Genomic DNA, 17,911 nt, shown 5'->3' with positions numbered 1-17,911 from the left:
GGTCACCACTCCACCTCGCCGTCCGATTGCTCGCAGAAAATGCTTGCTTCGACCACATCGAAAGCGCTGACCGGCATGGTGGAAGGGACTGAATTCATCCAGCAAGCAAAGGATTGGATCCAAGGTAGCCCGAACCAAACCAACGCCGCGATCTGCAGCGCTACGTTGAGACTGAACGCGACTTGATAAGCCAAGATCGACCTATGGCCATCGTTCGTGGACCATTGCTCCAGGATCACTCCGGTCGCATATTGTGCCAGAAATGCCCACCCAAAGTGCAAGACGTTCAAGGCGCCATTGGCACGGCCGGCAAGCTCCGACGGAAAATAATCAGCTATCACGGCAAAGCTGACCACAGTTGCCGTTCCGATGATTGCGACAACCGACCAGGGCAAGATGGACGGCAGAGGTACTCGCAGGATCAAGGCTAGCTCGGCTGCGATAAACAGCACGGCCAGCATCGCGAATATCGTCTCAGCCGTGAGGCCTGTTCGTTTGACGTGATGGATCGTCATACCGAACAACCAGGCACTGCCGCTGAGAAAGATCGACATGATGAACAGCTGTCTGACGAGGCCTGCGCGATCGAGCCCCTCCACGTCTGCAAGCCACGGTGATGCCCACAATCCCTGCAGCGACCAAGCTGAACCAACGCAAGTCGCCGACAACGGGGCTATCCGCCAGAAGCGCCTGTCGCTGAAAACGGATCCCAGGGTGGCGGAGACTGGTGCTTTCGATGGGATAACGCGTTGTTCTGGAACTACGACATAGATGAGGATCGCTGTGGCACCTGTCGCAGCCGCCAGGACCTCAAAGAGCTGCCGCCGGCCCATCCAAGCGAGCAGGTGTTCGAGGGGAACTGTGGCGGTCACCGCTCCTAGTGATCCCAGCATGATCATGTAGCCGTTGAGCAAGGCAACTCGCTCCCTGGGGAACCAAAGGATGATGGACTTAAGTCCTGCCGTCAGCGCCCCCGCGACGCCAAGCCCGATCATCGCACGCGCGATCAAAAACGACAGGAAGCCGGTCGATACGGCGAACAGTCCGGCGCCCAGTGCTGCGAACCAGAGCAGCGCGCTCTGGACCCGACGCGGACCAAAGCGGTCCAACAATATACCGACCGGGATCTGAGCCGCCGCAAAGACCAGGAAATAGACTGACGTAAGCAGTCCGAGGTTGGCTGACCCAAGCCCGGCATCCGAGCTGAGATGACTCACGATCAAGGCGTTGATCGTCCGAAATAGATACGAAAGATAGTAGCCAGCAGCAAACGGTAGAAATACGCGCACGGTGAGACGCCACGTCCTTGTAACTTGCATGCCGACCCTCTTGCTCATCAACTCATTCGAGCCGATAGCGCGTCCAGCTTTTTATAGGCTCGGCTGAATCACTTTGGTCGTAGGCTGGCGTAGAAAAAGAAGGGTTCGCGCGATGGCGCATTGAGAGCGATCAGTCAGGTCCGCCGGCGGGCTCCTGACGGACGATATCTTCCGGTATCTCACGCAGAAAGCTCTGCCCCTTTTGCAAACGACGCCCGAGCGCCTCGACAAATCCTTCAAACCGCTCCCGGCCTTTTGCCTGTGCAGCCGCCTGCGCGTCGTTCGGCAGCGGTGGCGTAACCGTCAGCCAGAAACGGACGAAGAGAGCCAGGGTCTCGGCTGTCAAACCAACGTCACGCTCCAGTCTCTGCATCTGACGCGACAGCCGATCCAGGCGACGGGTAAACGCCGCCTCCCGCCTGTCCGATCCATCCGGCGACAGAAACGAAGCAACGGCCGCCTCCACGATCGCAGACCGCGAGAGCTTCTGGCGATCCGCCAGATCCGAGACCTGCTTCAGAAGCTCCGGCGGGAAATACACGTTCATCCGGTCGCGCATAGCGTCTCAGAGCTCCATGCCGTCATTCGGGTCCATAGCGGCTTGACGGGCGACGCCGCGCATTTGCTGACGGAGAAGCCGGGACTGGCGGACCGCGTCCTCGTCGTCGTCAAGAACGACGGCAAATTCCTCGGCCGGCATCGGTTCGGCCGTCTCCTTGGCGATGGCGACGTGATCGGGGAGTTCGGGCTCGCGACGAAGGCCGCTATTCGCCGGATCTTCCTCCGCTCGCCCCCTTTCGCTTGGAAGCGACACCGGCTTGGGCGCTCCCAATGCAGACCATCCGTCCGTTCGCGGTGACCGGCCGGATGCGGCTGGATCGGGCGGCGGCAAGACCCGCTCGGTAAACCGCCGATCTTCATAGTAGCGAGCCTTCCGAGCTCGAATCGGCGGCGTACCCGCCACCATGACGATCTCGTCCGACGGCGAAAGCTGCATGACTTCGCCAGGAGTCAGAAGCGCGCGCGCCGTCTCCTGCCGCGAGACCATCAGATGCCCGAGCCACGGGTTTAGCCTGTGTCCGGCATAGTTTTTCATCGCCCTCATCTCGGTCGCCGTACCAAGCGCATCGGATACTCGCCTCGCGGTCCGCTCGTCATTGGTCGCAAAGCTGACCCGGACGTGGCAGTTGTCGAGGATGGCGTTGTTGGGCCCATAGGCCTTCTCGATCTGATTGAGCGACTGCGCGATCAGGAAACTCTTGATCCCGTACCCCGCCATGAAAGCGAGCGCGGACTCGAAGAAATCAAGCCGCCCAAGCGCTGGGAACTCATCCAGCATCATCAGGATGCGATGCCGCCGGTCGCGGGCGTGCAGATCCTCGGTCAGGCGACGACCAATCTGGTTCAACACCAAACGGATCAGCGGCTTGGTCCGTGAGATATCGGAGGGCGGCACCACCAGATAAAGCGTCGTCGGCCGGCTATCAGCGATCAGATCTGCAATCCGCCACTCGCAACGTCGGGTCACCTGGGCCACGACAGGATCCCGGTAGAGCCCGAGGAACGACATGGCAGTGGACAAGACGCCGGAGCGTTCATTCTCGGATTTGTTGAGTAGTTCACGTGCGGTCGAGGCGACCACGGGATGGGGGCCATGCTCGCCGAGGTGTGGCGTGGTCATCATCGCCTTCAGCGTCGCTTCGATCGGCCGCTTCGGGTCCGACAGGAAGGCGGCCGCGCCAGCCAAGGTCTTGTCCGCCTCGGCATAGAGGACATGGAGAATGGCGCCGACCAAGAGCGAATGACTGGTCTTCTCCCAATGGTTCCGCTTGTCGAGCGAGCCTTCGGGGTCGACCAGGACATCGGCCACGTTCTGAACGTCGCGAACCTCCCACTCCCCACGACGGACCTCGAGAAGCGGATTATAGGCTGACGACTTTGGATTCGTCGGATCGAACAGCAGGACGCGGCCATGCCGCGCGCGAAAGCCGGCGGTCAGTTGCCAGTTCTCGCCCTTGATGTCATGAACGATGGCCGAGCCGGGCCAGGCCAGCAGCGAGGGAACGACCAGGCCGACACCTTTGCCCGACCGGGTGGGCGCAAAGCACAATACGTGCTCGGGTCCGTCATGGCGGAGGTAGTCGCGGTCAAGCTTACCGAGCACCACGCCATCTGGACCGAGGAGCCCTGCCGCTCGAACCTCTCCGGCATCAGCCCAGCGCGCCGAGCCATAGGTCACGACATTCTTGGCTTCGCGCGCCCGCCAGACCGACATGCCAATCGCCACGGCGATCGAAATGAATGTCCCCGACGCCGCGATGAAGGCGCCCTCAACAAAGACGTGCGGCGCATAGGCGTCGTAGACAAACCACCACCAAAAGAAGACAGGCGGGTAGTAGACTTTGAAGGCCGCCAGTTCGAACCAGGGACGTCCCAATTCGGGCTGCCAGGCGAGCCGCCAAGCCGTCCACTCGGTCGCGCCCCAGATGGCCAGCAAGACGATCAGGCCGACAACGATCACCTGCCCCCAGAGAATCTTGGTTCCAGACATCGCGAAAGTCCTTTGCGCAACTGCAGTGGAGAGAATGCTAGAGGCCGAGGTCGCGCTTCCGACCAAAGCCCCATTCGATGCCACCGTCGTCCTTCACGACGCCGGTGACGTGCTGGCCGAGCCTCTTCTCGAGCTCGCGCGACCAAGGCACGAGCTGGAAGCCGAGCCCATTATCAATCATGGCGAAGCGCCCCGAGGAGAGCGTCAGGCGCTGCCGATAGGTGCCCGCCACATGCTCCCCGTAGGCCGCCTTCACGTAAGGCAGGCCGGTGTCGGTCGAGACTTTTGCCGCCACCTCGTCCAGTTCACGTCGGCGCAACGTGTCCAGAAGGTCGCGCTGCAAGATGATGTGTTGGCCCTTCCGGCGCGCCAGACCTTCCTGAACCAGATGCTTGGTACGGGCTTCCACGGCGTCGCGGGTCTCGCGGCCGAATCCGCCCATGGCGAGCGGCATGGGGTCGCGTTCGACCAGCCTGTGGTCAAGCCAGGTTGCTCCTCTTGCGGTGATCTGCCCACTGAGATCGAGATCGGAGCGGGTCGCGAGCACAAAGGTGGGGCGCGGATCGCCGGTTTGGCCGAAGCGCCGGACTTCGACAATGCCGCCGATCGGCGGCGCCTGTTCGAAGGCCTCGATCCCTCGGAAGCGGACGTGGTGCGCGCGTCCGTCAGTTCCATCGATCAGGGCGTAAGCCTCACCCGTCAACTCATCGTGCAATCCCCGATCGACCAACCGTCCGATGATCTGGGACGAAGGCTGTCCCACCTTCGATGACAAAGTCGGCAACGCCGCGCGCTTCTCCACGCTCGGTAAAGGCGCGGTGCATGGTCTTGATGATGTCGCCGCGCATGCCGAGGTCGCGCAAGCTGCGCTCGGCCTCGAGGCCGACCATCCATTCGCCTGGTGCGGCGGATACGGCAAGGCGCATCTTCTCCAGATGCTGCAGGCGGCCGACCATCAGGCGTCTGATTTCAGGATCGGAGCTACCGGGATGTTCGGGGCGGAGATCGATATACCCGGTCTCATCTGCCGCCAGCCGGATCTCCCGATCGAGCCGCGTCCATCGTTCAGCCGAAACCTCCCTCTCCAGTGAATTGCGGATCTCGTGCTCGGGTTTTGGGCCCAGTTCGATGGCGACCAGTTCCTCGGCGCGCGAGCGCAGGCCCTGGCTGATATAGTCGCGGGAGATCACGAGATCTGCCCCTTGCTCATCTACTCCCCGCACGAGAAGATGGACATGAGGGTTATCGGTGTTCCAGTGATCGACAGCCACCCAATCGAGCCGCGTACCGAGATCGGTCTCCATCTGCTTCGCGAGATCGCGGGTGAAGGCCTTCAGGTCGGTCATGTCGCCGACATCCTCTGGTGAGACGATGAACCTGAAATGATGCCGGTCGTCCTTGCACCGTTCTGCAAAGGCCGCGCTATCGGCGCGGTCGCAGCCCTCATCGAACATCTCGGCTCTCTCGCCGCTTCGAGTCACGCCGTCGCGCTTCAGATAGGAGAGATGGGCGGTCAGTGGTGCGGAGCGGAAGGCTCGCCCCTTGTGGCGAACCACGCGCGCCTTCACCAAAACGCGCCGCGTCGGGCTGAACAATCTGGCGCGGCTAAAGGCGAGGCGCCCCCGGCCAAACGTCGAGCGCCCATAGGCCGTCGAACGCCGGCCGGCCGCGGCCTGCCCCGAGGTGTGTCCTGCTTTCTTCGCCGCCCGCAGCACCTGATTGATGAAGCTCTTGGGCTTGGGCGCGCGGGTGTTGCGGATGCGCCCAGGCCGAATACGCAGGTCGCTGTCGCCCACGCTCACGGCAGTGCCTCCGAGCGATTAAAAGCGCACGCGGTGCCGAAAACGCCGTTGATTGCACTCGTCAAAATTGAAAGCGCGGCACGCGACCCGACCGACCGGCACGCCAGAACCCAAGCCATGTCAACGGCTTGTGGTTCGACCGGCGAGCCTCTTTTATCTCGCCCTCTTAATCGGTCGTGTCGTCTGTCTGATCTCAGCCACTCTCGCTTCCTTTCTCGTTTGCGACAAGGCCCTCTGCGCCACGCCTGAACGCGACGCGCTACAACAGCCACGAGTCCCGGTGCGCCGTGCACTCTTCCGCGCTCAGCGACAGGTCGCTGCAGCAAGGCAGCGTGGATGCCGTCGCGGCGGAATTTTCCATCGGCATGACGGAGCCACATCACAGGCACTCCGGCGTGGTCCACATTGCACGTCGCGTGCGTGGCCACAGGCAAGATAGCGTGCGTTCCGTCGTCGTTGATCTGCACCAAGGTCTCTTCCGCTGTCGCGGAGCTCCGTGTTCAACGCATTACGTTAATCGGGTCATTGATCGGTATTCTGCTCGCGGTTGATCATGCATGGGCTCCGAGCAGCTTGCGTCGTTTGGCGGCAGCGCGTGCGCTCACGTCCGCCTCCGATGCGCCCGGATGGCCGCAGTAGAACGTGCCGTCGACCCACATTGCATGCATGATCACCGCCAGCTTGCGCGCCACCGCAACGGTCGCCTTACGGTGACTGGTGCGCTTAGCGATGGCCATGCCCCAGGTCTTGACCTTGTCCTTGCGCTTGAAGCGGGTCAGCAACGCGCTTGCCGCCTCATAAAGCGCCCGCCGCACGTCCGGATCGCCGGCCTTGCTGATCCGCCCCTGCACGTCGATCGAAGAACCGGACTGCCAGCGCCGCGAGGTCAGGCCAAAAATAGGCCGCCACGTCGCGCGATCGTTTGAACCGCCTGGGATCGTCGATCGCGGTCATAAAGCTCAACGCTGCGACCGGACCGACACCCGGAATCTGCATGAAGCGCCGACACAATTCATGGCTCGCCACCAGCTTGACGACCAGATCGTGCAGCCGGCAGTACTCCTTCCACAGCGCCGCGCGCGCGTTCAGCATGGCGTCGATCAACTCACTGACCAGCGCATCACCGGCAACCGCCTCGCGCACCATTTGCGCAAAGCCGCCGCGCCCGACCCGGTTCAGCCGGATGCCAAACACTTTCAGAGAGTGCCGGATCGCGTTCTCGAGATCCACAAACTTGCGCTTCAGATTGCGCCGATGCGTCAACAACAGCCGCAGCCGGTAGCAGGCCTCGCTCTTAATATGCGCCTGGCGGAACCAGCCGGTGCGCATGAGGTGGGCAAGGCCGAGAGCATCCGCGCGGTCAGTCTTGTTGCGCTGCGCCTTCAACGCGGCGCGCACGTGCTGGGTCTCCAGACACAACGCCGGCAGGCCAAGGCGGAGCAATTCCGGATGCAGCCAGGGCAACAACGAGCCTGCCTCATGACCGACCCGCCGCAAGCGGGACAGATACGGCTTAAGCGCCGTCTTGATCGCCTCGGGATCGGTCACCACCACCGTCTCCACCATCACCTTGTCCTTGTCGTCCACCACGCAGATCGCCGTCTCGTCCATGCCGACATCCAGGCCACAGAAGTATTCCATTGCGCGCCTCCCGCGTTGCTGCAGATGCGCATTGTGCCCGTCATTCATCCTGCAGGCCACTTGATCGCCTGCCGCGCGTCCCGGCCCAGACCGATTACGGGCGGCAGTCCTGCTGTCGTGCCTCCCCACTGCTCTCGCCTTTCCGCCCATTGTTCCCCAGGGCCCGCCAATGCATGCCAGCTTGCGCATTCCCTCATCTCGGACCCTCCGCATCAGATCTCGCGACGAACAACCCTGCTGCCTTTGGCACAACGGCTGAAATGTCGTGAACGGAGGCGGTCCTCGGAGCCGCATTCGGCGGGCGACCAGGCTCCAACCGGGCAGCGGTCTTTGAACTTTCAGGCCGCACAACGAAGAGCGCAGCTGCCGATGGTCGCAGACTCGCGACTGCGCTGGAAGCCGCACTATCGCTGCCGATGCCTAGCACAAGCTTCTGCAAATAGGCCTGAGTCTCAGCTGGCAATGGACGGCCGGCGAGATGCTCTCCGTAACGAGCAGGTCCCGCGTTGTAGGCTGCAAGGAAGCCTGGCGCACCGAAGCGGTCGCGCAGTTCGCGAAGGTACGCACTCCCCGCAAGAATGTTGTCGTGGGGGTCGTAGGGATCGTTGCCGAGGTCGTACCGCAGATGCAGCTCTGCCCACGTCTCCGGCATGATCTGCATCAGTCCCATGGCGCCTTTCGGCGACCTGGCGCGCACGTCTCCGGCGCTTTCGACGTCGATGACTGCGCGTATCCAGCGCACCGGCACGCCGAAGCGACGCGAGGCCTTCTCGACGAACTCCGCAAATGGATCGCTAGTCGCGTACCTCGCTGCTGGGTCTGCGGGTCGCGTCTCCGCGACAGCAAGAACGCTACTCACGGTCACCGCAGCGAACAGCGGTACGACAACGCGCAGGCTCCTCTCGAACAAGCGCAAGCATGCCGCCGTGCTAGCGCCCGTCCAGGGTAAAGCCGCTTCGCGCCGGCCTTTCGGCCGCCCTGGACCGCCGCTGCGCGCGACGGCCGCGTAATTGTTGGTCGGAACGGAGGAATGGTCCCGCAATCGATCGAACAGAGGAATGGCGGGGCAGAAACGCACAATACGCACCATCATTCCTCCCACGTCCATAAAGGGAGCGCACGGCCCATGACGGCCGACGACGGCATGAATCCAAAGTATCGGCCGTCCAGCGAGTCGCTTGACTGCCAGTTCATGATAAAGAGCTCGCCGTCGCCGACCACGCGGCAGCCCCGCCATTTCGGCAACGACCGCCCGCGAGCGTCGCGATCCCGCGCCTCGCCCATCACAATGTCATCAACCGAAATCGTGAGCCCGCTTCGGCAGACCGTCTGCCCGGGCAGCGCTAAGACCCGCTTGAGCATGGGGATGCCGACCGGCAGATAGCCGTTCAAGTCCAGAAAGGTCGCAAGCGGTTCCGGCGGCTGAACGGCGACCAGCTCAGTAACATGGAACCGTTTTGCCGGTCGCAACTGATAGAGACCGATTGGCACGCTCGCTGATGCATTCCAAATGTAGAGCGGAAGCGGCTCCAGAACGATTGTCGTGACAAGCGCAGCAGCAACCACGAACGTCGTTATCAGCATGATGAGACGGCGCGTCATCGCATCACCCTTTGACGATTAAGCCAGGCCTGATGGCGCGCTTTCGTATACGGACGCGGATTTTCGTTCACGGATAGACGGTTATGAACGTGATGCCAATGATCAGGAGCGACGTCGGCGGGATCGATGCCAAGCGCTTCGACGGCGTCGACCATCTGCAGCACCCGTTCGACCTTCGGCCAACCGGAGAGCCGCAGCAAAATCTCTCCGCCCGGCTTGACATACGGCACGGTCGAGCAGCGCTGTCCTGGTGCGACCGCGCGCAAGACGTCAATCCGCGAGATGATCGTACCAAAGTCGCTGGAGGTCCAACGGACGAAAGCAAAGATGCTGCCAGGCGCGAATGACAGGACGCGCCGGTGACGATCGATCTTCTTCTCCTCAGAAATGCGCCCAAACCGAATGCGGTTTTCAATCCGCTTCTCGAGCCACAACACTTCCACTTCAGTGAGATCGCTCATGCCGCCGCCCCCTGAAGCTGAGACCGGGAGCCGTGAGCTTTGCGGTCGGTGAAGTGAGTGGGCTGCTTCTGAAGGCAAGCAGGACTGACGGCCCGCCATTGCCACTCGCCCCCAATGCGGCTTGTGGTCTGGTCCGTTAGAAGAAATTCGAAGGATTTCTGGTTAGTAAAGTTAGAGCGGCTGGAAAGCGCGGAGAAACAAGCTCTTAAGCTCGATTTCGGTCCCCGATAGCACGAGGATTGGGTCCCTGATAGCACGAGGGCTGCGGTCCCCGATAGCGCGCGCTGATTCACAGGTTGTCCTCCGAATTTGGAATGAGACCGCGCCGGCGTAGGCGTGCCGTTTGGGGATCGACAGGCGTAGGCGCAAAATTCAGCCGCTCCGTCCCGTTCGGATCGCGCGTGAGCACGAGCCGATAGCCGGGGCAATGTCTGGCGCTGGACGGTCTGACGTACGTCGTAAGCGAAGTGCTTGAGCGGGGAGAGGATGCCGGACTTCGCATGGAGGCGCACAAGATCAAAGCTCCAGCCGCCCTTCTGACGACCGCCGTGCTTGCGCACGAGCCGGTAGAGCCACCGCTCAAGTCCGCCCGTCAGATCAGAATACGCGCGATCAATTGTCAGCACGAGCGCGTCATCGATGACGCCCGCATAGAACCAATCCGGCAAAATCAGCTCGAGCCCAAATGGACGGCCATTTGCATCGGCAGTCTCCTTCCAGTCGGTGATCCAGGAGAAGCGATGCCGCCGCCGTTCTGCCGGTTGAGGGATCGACGTCAGCACCGTCGTTGACTGCAACCTGTCGAGAGCCGCCTTCAGCCGGTCATAATCGCGCGCACTGGTACCGCGGCCGACAAACGTCAGTATCGCGTAAGGTGCTGCAGCCATCAGGCGCGACTTCTTGAAGCCGGCGTCACGGGCTTCGACGATCTGGGACGCGGCCCAGATCAAAACATCTGCATCCCGGATGGTCGCCATGCCATGTTCCCGCGCGGCTTCGACACGAATTGCGATCGCACCGGCACGAAAATCGATTGGTACAATCGGCTTTGTTTTTGCGAGCGAGAAGAATGGATAAGCCATCAGATCCTGCGCATCGCGCGGCGCGATATCCCCAGGGACCGCCTGAAAGAGCTCTAGCTGGTCGCGCTCGGAATGGTCTTTGCATCGCATGTTCACTGCTCTCGCCCGCGATCAGCGACGCTCCTGGCCTGCATAAGGACGCAGGACCGGATGCTTCTTGGCCGGCAGCACAGTGCCCTTGCCGGGGTCTGACGTCGACGTCTTGGCGCCGAGATCGGCCCATGCTTTTAGGTCATCCAGGGCGTACACGACGCGCCCGCCGATCTTCCGATACGTCGGCCCGGTGCCGTACGTGCGGTGCTTCTCGAGCGTGCGACCGGAGAGGCCAAGGTAACGCGCAGCCTCCGGTGTTCGCAGGAATCGCGGAGGTAGACCGGCCGTCGAATCGGGCATTTGAGAACTCCAGGATGACAGCGCACCGCGGATGGCGGCGCCGGCGTGTGTGGGGTCATCATGGAGAAGCGCGATCTCGGAGGGGGATGCCGAATATTGGGGGGTCCATTTTCGGCCACCCATGAAGGCGCTACTCGACCCTGCGCCTCGGCCGAAGCAGCTTGCGATAGCCTCCGCGCACAAATGCGAGGCCGCTTTGTACAAGGCGACGGGTTCGGCTGCGCAGATCGTGTGTTTTCCAGCCACGATCGGATATGCGCGGCTTGCCAAACAGAGCTTCTGCGATGCTGCGATAAGTCGCGCCAGCGAGATACGCGGCGACCGCGCGAAGGGCTGCGCACAGTCGTTCGCGCCGCTGTTTGGGCACGCGATGAAAGGGAGGCCCTGGCGCGCGTCCATTCATCGCGCGCCACAGCCGCGTGGCGGCATGCGCGCGCGCCTCGAAATCGCCGTCAAATGGCAAATCGGCCGCATAGCGAGCGCCTGCGGTCAGCGGCTGTTTCGACCAGATGCGATGCTTCACCGAACCGATTTGCAGCACGGCATGCCAGCCGTCAGCGGCACGGCGCACCTGACCAGATGCAGGATCAAGCGGCGGCTGAGGCGTTGGGCCTTGACCAGGCGTTGAATCGGTTACAACGACCGGGACGACGGTCGGGAGAACCTCGGGCGCCCAAAAGATTGTCTGCTCGTGGAACGACCTCTGCGGGTCATGCGCGAAAGCAGAGGCCCCACCTCCTCCTGAATTCCTCGCTCACCTCGCCGTCTGAGCTGCTAGCGACGATCGCATCGTAGTCACGTTGGTAGTCCACGTTCATACGAAGGCCTACCCAGGCGATTTCAGTGATCTCAGCGTTCTCTAGACTCTTAAACGAATCCGGCGATCGCCAGTCGAATTCAGGCATTGCTTCCGCCCCATTGCACTTAACGAACAAGATTGCGGCGCAATAATTATGAACGAGGCGGTTGTAGGAAGCCCCTAGTTTGGCACCACGTGGTGCATGAGAATGACCACCGGTTAGCGGGAGAAAATCGTTCTTGCTGCACGCCTGTAGTCGGCAATTCTCTTCTATTTTGAGCCAGTACCGCGTAAGAGGCGTCCCTGCTCAGTCACCCACTTGGCGCGCGCAAGATGGCTCTGATATGCGGCCCGCGCGCGGTCCGGCTCTCGCTCTGGATCCATGTGCAAGACGACTCGAGCCACTTCGCGCCAGTTCGCCCCCTCGCCCTCCGCCTGCAGAAGGCGAATGTACGTGACGACATGCTGTTCGTCATAGGCTGTCAGCGCCGGCTCGTTCGGCGCGACATCCGCGACGTCGGGATCCAGCGACGGCTTTGACATCAGAGGCTACTATGTGCGCGGGATTGAAAATAAAATTGCGAGGCGAAAGCCTTGCCGGCTCGAACAGTTCCGTTCTGTAGCATATGGCATGCCACGAGCTCGGGCGAGCGTTCAAGAAGCCGCGTTCCCCACATATTCAGCAATCGAGGCTCCGTCCGTGACCTTCAACACCCAGCTCCGCGTATTATAACACGTAGCGCCAAAATACGCGATTGCTTCCTATCCTGCGGATGGATATCCGCAAGGTTTTCGGAGCGAACGCGCGTCGATTTCGACTGGCCCTTGGCTTGAGCCAAGAGGCGGTGGCGGAACGCATGGGCGTCGATCGAGCCTTCGTGAGTAGCATGGAGCGAGGGTTGCAGAACGCTACATTGCTAACGATCTGGCAGATTGCCCAAGCTCTAGGGGTTCGGCCTGCAGATCTGCTTGAGGAGAAGGTGTCCAAAGTTCGATCATGAACTTCCGCGAGCCGGGTAGCGGGGGAGCGCCCGACACGGACACGCGTCACGGCCGCCGATCCGGCTTGCTGGATCGGCGGCCGTGCGTGAGGCCTCGAACAGGCGCCCACACCCCGCCCGGCGGACCGGACGGGGCTTGGCGGAGCGTCTACTCGCCGCTCTTGCGGGGCCGCGACCAGAGCAAGGTGTAGCCCTCGCCGCCTTCATCATCGAACAGGTTGGCGTAGATCGGCGCGTTGAACGAAGGATCATCGAGCTTGAGCGAGAAGTAATCGCGGCCCTCTTCAGAGCGCTTCGACCAAGCTGCGCCGATCTCCGCCCGGCCCACGTAGATGCGGTGGCTGGGAGCGTTGTCGTTGGATCGGTTGGTCTCGGCGACGATACGGACGCCCTTGGCTTGCAGGCTCAGGGTGACGATCTCGCCCTGGAAGTCGTTGCCGACCTTCTTGAAAGAACCGATGTTAGCCATGTCACTTCTCCTGTTGTGTTTCGAGCCCGCGACCACCGCGACCTCGATGGCGATCTAGAGGCCGAGGACGATCGGCGACGCACCCGCTCGCGGGCCGGAGCGCAGCGGAGGACGCCGTTGTTGCGACTTTCTTGCCTCGCGAGGAATGGGCGCAAGCCCAGGGGAAGAAAGTCGCATCAACGGCGTTGCGGCTCAGACGATCGAGGCGCAGCCGGTCTTCGGCCAGATCAAGCCATCAAAGAGGCCACGTGCGTCCGCGTGCTGAACCGCAACCTTGGGAGAAGATTTGGCGAATCTCGATTGTGCAGAACAAGAGGTCGGTACGGTTCGCCGGACAAAGAGAAACAATCTGCCGCAAAGGGCGGTATCGTCTCGGAACGAATGATCGAGCGCGGCGCGCCGCTCCACGCAACTATGTGGATCAGACAGAGATTGCTACGGCTTGCTTAGAGCGCTCTGACGAGAAGTGCGGTTACCTCTCGCTCAAGCTCGACGCCGCCTCGTTCAACGTGGTGCCCTGTGCGGTCTTGCTCGGCCGATGATGGCGACGAAGCCTCATCACTCGTGCGTCGCTGCTGGAAGAACTGGGCGAGCCGTATTCTCCAGCACCCCGACCGACTCCGACGGGCGGGTTCGCGAAAACAGTCAAACGCGCCTATGCCGTGCCGCTGATGCAAGCGGCGCCCAAACAAGCGAAGACGTGGCGCCAAGCCGACGACGGCACACCGATCTGCGATAGGGCGAACACCACATGATAGCCGGCGATTGCCGCAGGTGTGCGAATACGGTTGCAATCGCGACGCGCAAGGCCAAGGACCGACCAAAGGCGACGGTGACCTGACCAGCGGCAAGCATTAGCGCGCCAGAAGTAGTTCCGATAAGCAGTGCGCCGAAGACGCCTGCCCCATGGCGAAATGCCAACATCCCGATACTGAGTGCGACGAAGAACGGCACGGCATACACTGCGAGGCAAAGATCACCCAGCAGAACAGACTGATGCCAAGTATGTTGAGAACAAGCCCAAGGGCAAGCATGGCGGTGGCTCCGTGTGCATGGATTTATCAATCGCGCCTTCCACCACCACACGGCGCAGTTTTGCGATGTAAAAACGAAACGAGGCTGAGTTGCGGCGTGCAACTCCACCTTGGCGTCTTCGAGGCGACGGCGCTCATGCGCCGCCGAACTTCCAGACGGGAATGCCGAGCCGCTTCGCCTTGTCGGCGAGATTGTCCTGAATTCCCGTGCCCGGGAAATGCATGACGCCGATCGGCAGGAGTTCGAGCATGGCGTCGTTGCGCTTGAAGGGGGCAGCCTTGGCATGTTTCGTCCAGTCAGGCTTGAAGGCGATCTGAGGTACCTTGCGGGTGGTCGCCCATTTGGAGGCGATCAGTTCGGCACCCTTGGGCGAGCCGCCATGGAGCAGGACCATGTCGGGATGCTTGACATGAACCTTGTCGAGACGATCCCAGATCAGATGATGGTCATTGAAGTCGAGCCCACCGGTGAGTGCAATTTTCGGTCCTGGTGGCAACATGACCTCGGTCTCGGAACGACGCTTGGCGGCGATGAAGTCACGAGAGTCGATCATTGCCGCCGTGAGCGTTCGGTGATTGACCAATGATCCCGACCGAGGACGCCAGGCCGAGCCGGTGTGGACCTCAAATTGCTCGATGGCCTGGTCCCGGAATAGCTCCAGGCAATTGCGGCGCTCGATCAGCGAGATGCCTTCGGCCGTCAGGCGCTCGAGTTCGACCGAACGCACTTCCGAGCCGTTCTGCTCGCGCTGGCTCTTATGCTGCGCCTGTTCGTTGTTATCGAGCTGCCGTTCGATGCGGTCGAGGGCACGATGGAACAGGTTGACAGTCGACCAGAGCAGATCGTCAAGGTCCGGCTCAAGTCGCGTGTCGTTCAGGGTCGCAACCAGGGCATCAAAGATGTCCGCTATGGCACCGACGATCATCTTGCCCTCCGGGAGCGGTCTTGGATCGGGTTGGTCGTCGAAGGGTCGATAGCCGAACAGCTGTAATTCAGTGAGGATGTGGTCGGTCGGGGAAGAGGCATGCGGCGGTTCGATATCGTCACGGTCGATCATGAGAAGAGGTCCTTTGCCGGATCGGCCGCGACCATCGCGGCCTTCGTGGCGATCCTCTGACGGCAGGCGGAACGGGCCAGAACCCGACAGGCCGAAGCGGCAGCGGAGGATGGCGGAGACCGGCTATTTTGCTTCGCGATGCAAAGCGCGCGGCCAACCGCATGATGTGTCTTCACATCGCTGGCGCGCGGCGGAAAATAGCCGGACGCAGCCATTGCCGGCCCGGGCCGGCTGCCGTCCGATCGCCCTCTAGAAGGCCGAGGTCGCGTCCTCTTCCGGTATCGGCCTCGCCTATGACCGGCCCATCAACGTCGATCAAAGACCGGGAGCTATTCCGCGGCCGCCATCGACGAATGCAGGAAGCGAACGACATCCTCTGGCGCAAGCTGAAACCGCAGCGCTGCTCGGAGGGCTTCGAGACCGAAGACATGCAGATCTTCGTTGAAGTCGCCCAGCCGGGGCGACAGCACGACCACTTCAATGCCGGCGTCTGCTGCGCGCTGGCTGAGAGTTGCCACGACCGCACCACCGGCGGCATCGGCATCGCGCGCAATGTAGAGCCGGCGCAGGCTAGACGCCAGCGTCATGGCGGAGAGGTGATTAGCCGAAAGCGCGGCCGCCATCGGCATAGTCGGCAGCAGGTAGCGTAGCGAAAGCATGGTCTCGATACCCTCGCCGGCAGCGAGCACGTCATCCACCACGCCGAACCGAACGGCGTTGCCGAGCAGATCGCCCATCGCGCGCCGTGGAGTATCGATCGGAGCCTTGCCGAGCCGCACGCGATCAAAGCCGTCCGGATCGAGCCAGGTCCGGTGCACGCCGGTGATCCGACCATCGAGATTCGTGACGCCGGCGATCATTGCCGGCCAGGTTTCGGTCGGCAGATGGTCGTCCGGCCGATAGTAGCAGCGTGGATGGAAGCGCAGACTGCCGCCATGGTGGATGCGGGTTATGCCGCGGCCCTGCAAATATGCCTCGGCAATGGTCCCCTCGATCGGGCTGGATATCGCAAAGAGCCGACGGGCGGGTTCCTGCGATCCGGGCGGTACGACCGAGGGAATAGGTCTTGGGGCAGGTTTCTGCTCAGAGCGAGGCAGGTTCAAAAAGCGCCTCGCCTCCTCGGCGACCTCACGAAAGTCTCGCAAAGCCAGCGTTTCGCGGATGATGTCGAGGAGATCACCATGCGCGCCGGTTGCGGCATCGGTCCATTTGCCCGCCGCTCCCTTCGGCGATTCCTGGAGCCGCACAAACAATGAGCGGCCCGGGTTGTTGTGGACGTCGCCGACCACCCAATACCGCCCCGCCCGCTTGCCATTGGAGAGATAGCGTCGGCATACCGCCTCCGCCTCTCGCGCAAGGCGGCGTGCCAATTCGCAAGGTTGGCGGGACATCAGGCCGCCTCCTGCCAAAGGACACCTTCGACTGGATACCGGTTGAGCACCTTCGACAGCATCTCTATGCCGCTCGCGTGCATCCGCACGAACATGCGGAGCTTACAAAAGGTGATCTCTCCAAAGAGGCCGTAGCCTCGCAAGCTCTTGCGCATCTTGGCATGGGATCCCGACACTTCGATGTGCTTTCCACGGGTCACTGCGACATCGGCCGACGCGATTTTTTGGACAGCTTTTGGCATGCTGATTCTCCACGACGGGCAGCCGGGAGCCTCTCTCTCGGCCTCCAACCCGTCACGGAAACGACCCTGCCCCTCTCACTCTTGTGCGCGCGCCCACCGAGCAGAACCTCACGCCGCCTGCTGGTCCTCCGTCGGCATGTCGCCGACGGGTTCTGGGAGAACGCCAAGAAGATAATTGGCAACCTTGCCGGCCTTGGAAGCAGCCCGGATGATGGCACGATTGTCCTCGCGCAAGACCTCAAGCCATGAGCCGATATAGTCAGCATGCCGCACCGTCGGCACGATGCCGAGCGAGGCGCAACTGAACGCAGACGAGATTTCCGCAACCAGCTCCTCAAAGGCATACTTCTTGGTACCGTAGCTGCCTGACAGGTCACGGTTGAGACGCGATGGATGGCCACTGGCATGCGCCAGCTCGTGGAGGGCCGTTCGATGCCAATTGATTGGTTCAAAATAGGCCTGCGGAGGCGGCACCTGCACATAATCTTCCGTCGGCATATAGAAGGCACGGTTGCCGCCGATGCGGAAGTCGATGCCGGTCGCCTTGATCAGGTATTCCACCTGCGGCCGGATCAGGCCTGGCGGCGGGGGCGGCGCCGTTGTTGCGATCTCTGGAGGCAGGCCGTCACATTGATCGCTGTTGAAGACCGTGAAGCGCTTGAGGAACGGAATAGCCTGCGCTTCCTCACCGGTCTCATGCGCGCGCCGTTTTTCGCAGGCAGGCACAAAGCTGTCGGCGTAGACGACGGTCGTGCCGCGCTCGCCCTTGCGGACGTGACCACCGAGCGACAGCGCCTGGCGGAAGGTAAGCCAGCTCTGCCCTGTAAATCCGTGTTCGATAGCAGCACCCCATAGAATTAAAATGTTTATGCCGTTGTAGTGGCGGCCGGATGCTGCGCTTTTCGGCATGGCCAAAGGCGCCTTCGCCGCCGCCGTGCCCCAGGGCTGCACCCACGGCACTCGGCCAGCCTCCAGCTCGGCGATGATCTTGTTGGTGATGTCGTCATAAAGGCTTGCCCGGTCCTCACCGGTGCGCGCCCGAAGATAGTGTCTGGACATCGCGGGT

The 17,911-nt window shown here is 62.0% G+C and carries 17 protein-coding genes and 2 pseudogenes; 1 reads left to right on the top strand and 18 read right to left on the bottom strand.

Features of this window, described 5'->3' with window-relative positions; translation table 11 throughout:
• Positions 1-2: 2 nt before the first annotated feature.
• From IVB36_RS16705 to IVB36_RS16640, 13 genes and pseudogenes are all read right to left on the bottom strand, one after another.
• The gene (locus tag IVB36_RS16705; RefSeq protein ID WP_051112976.1) at positions 3-1,319 is read right to left on the bottom strand and encodes an MFS transporter; all 1,317 of its coding nucleotides are present in this window, start codon (positions 1,317-1,319) and stop codon (positions 3-5) included.
• Positions 1,320-1,449: 130 nt separating this feature from the next.
• On the bottom strand, positions 1,450-1,878 hold the full coding sequence (locus tag IVB36_RS16700; RefSeq protein WP_018454780.1) for a CopG family transcriptional regulator: 429 nt from the start codon (positions 1,876-1,878) through the stop codon (positions 1,450-1,452).
• 6 nt (positions 1,879-1,884) lie between these two features.
• Positions 1,885-3,870, bottom strand: coding sequence for a conjugal transfer protein TraG (locus IVB36_RS16695; RefSeq protein WP_247392249.1), 1,986 nt, complete (start codon positions 3,868-3,870; stop codon positions 1,885-1,887).
• Positions 3,871-3,907: 37 nt separating this feature from the next.
• A pseudogene (locus tag IVB36_RS40005) lies at positions 3,908-5,672 on the bottom strand (DUF3363 domain-containing protein).
• 551 nt (positions 5,673-6,223) lie between these two features.
• Positions 6,224-7,313, bottom strand: a pseudogene (locus tag IVB36_RS16680) (IS110 family transposase).
• Between the two features lie 193 nt (positions 7,314-7,506).
• On the bottom strand, positions 7,507-8,229 hold the full coding sequence (locus tag IVB36_RS16675; protein WP_247392248.1) for a lytic transglycosylase domain-containing protein: 723 nt from the start codon (positions 8,227-8,229) through the stop codon (positions 7,507-7,509).
• Positions 8,230-8,402: 173 nt separating this feature from the next.
• Positions 8,403-8,915, bottom strand: coding sequence for a S26 family signal peptidase (locus IVB36_RS16670; protein ID WP_247392245.1), 513 nt, complete (start codon positions 8,913-8,915; stop codon positions 8,403-8,405).
• On the bottom strand, positions 8,912-9,376 hold the full coding sequence (locus IVB36_RS16665) for a DUF2840 domain-containing protein (RefSeq protein WP_247392244.1): 465 nt from the start codon (positions 9,374-9,376) through the stop codon (positions 8,912-8,914). Before IVB36_RS16665 ends, IVB36_RS16670 begins: the two co-directional genes overlap by 4 nt.
• Positions 9,373-10,548, bottom strand: a complete 1,176-nt coding sequence (locus tag IVB36_RS16660; protein ID WP_247392242.1) for a replication initiator protein A — start codon at positions 10,546-10,548, stop codon at positions 9,373-9,375. The genes IVB36_RS16665 and IVB36_RS16660 overlap by 4 nt, the downstream gene beginning before the upstream one ends.
• Positions 10,549-10,569: 21 nt before the next feature.
• Entirely contained in the window at positions 10,570-10,851 is a 282-nt protein-coding gene (locus tag IVB36_RS16655) for a helix-turn-helix domain-containing protein (RefSeq protein WP_247392240.1), read from the bottom strand.
• Between the two features lie 130 nt (positions 10,852-10,981).
• Positions 10,982-11,254, bottom strand: coding sequence for a DUF2285 domain-containing protein (locus IVB36_RS16650; RefSeq protein WP_247392689.1), 273 nt, complete (start codon positions 11,252-11,254; stop codon positions 10,982-10,984).
• Between the two features lie 307 nt (positions 11,255-11,561).
• Positions 11,562-11,756 carry a DUF6499 domain-containing protein gene (locus IVB36_RS16645; protein ID WP_247299373.1) on the bottom strand — a complete coding sequence of 65 codons (195 nt, stop codon included), beginning with the start codon at positions 11,754-11,756 and terminating at the stop codon, positions 11,562-11,564.
• A 164-nt stretch (positions 11,757-11,920) separates the two neighbouring features.
• Positions 11,921-12,193, bottom strand: a complete 273-nt coding sequence (locus tag IVB36_RS16640; RefSeq protein ID WP_247392239.1) for a DUF2285 domain-containing protein — start codon at positions 12,191-12,193, stop codon at positions 11,921-11,923.
• 230 nt (positions 12,194-12,423) lie between these two features.
• On the opposite strand from IVB36_RS16640, the gene IVB36_RS16635 reads away from it, so the two are divergent.
• Positions 12,424-12,651 (top strand): helix-turn-helix transcriptional regulator, encoded by a 228-nt coding sequence (locus tag IVB36_RS16635; RefSeq protein ID WP_007594546.1) that lies wholly within the window; start codon positions 12,424-12,426, stop codon positions 12,649-12,651.
• A 148-nt stretch (positions 12,652-12,799) separates the two neighbouring features.
• Here IVB36_RS16635 and IVB36_RS16630 read toward each other — a convergent pair whose 3' ends face one another.
• From IVB36_RS16630 to IVB36_RS16605, 5 genes are all read right to left on the bottom strand, one after another.
• On the bottom strand, positions 12,800-13,120 hold the full coding sequence (locus IVB36_RS16630; RefSeq protein WP_247392237.1) for a DUF736 domain-containing protein: 321 nt from the start codon (positions 13,118-13,120) through the stop codon (positions 12,800-12,802).
• Positions 13,121-14,288: 1,168 nt separating this feature from the next.
• Positions 14,289-15,212, bottom strand: coding sequence for an SLOG family protein (locus tag IVB36_RS16620; RefSeq protein ID WP_247392236.1), 924 nt, complete (start codon positions 15,210-15,212; stop codon positions 14,289-14,291).
• Between the two features lie 329 nt (positions 15,213-15,541).
• Positions 15,542-16,603: a toprim domain-containing protein gene (locus IVB36_RS16615; protein WP_247392234.1), complete on the bottom strand. Its 1,062-nt coding sequence runs from the start codon at positions 16,601-16,603 to the stop codon at positions 15,542-15,544.
• Positions 16,603-16,845: a hypothetical protein gene (locus tag IVB36_RS16610; protein WP_247392225.1), complete on the bottom strand. Its 243-nt coding sequence runs from the start codon at positions 16,843-16,845 to the stop codon at positions 16,603-16,605. The genes IVB36_RS16615 and IVB36_RS16610 overlap by 1 nt, the downstream gene beginning before the upstream one ends.
• A 108-nt stretch (positions 16,846-16,953) precedes the next feature.
• Positions 16,954-17,904, bottom strand: a complete 951-nt coding sequence (locus IVB36_RS16605; RefSeq protein WP_247392223.1) for a zincin-like metallopeptidase domain-containing protein — start codon at positions 17,902-17,904, stop codon at positions 16,954-16,956.
• Positions 17,905-17,911: the final 7 nt, after the last annotated feature.

The organism is Bradyrhizobium sp. 35, assembly GCF_023073215.1.
GTDB lineage: Bacteria > Pseudomonadota > Alphaproteobacteria > Rhizobiales > Xanthobacteraceae > Bradyrhizobium > Bradyrhizobium canariense_D.
This window is presented reverse-complemented; position numbering and strand designations above follow the sequence as displayed.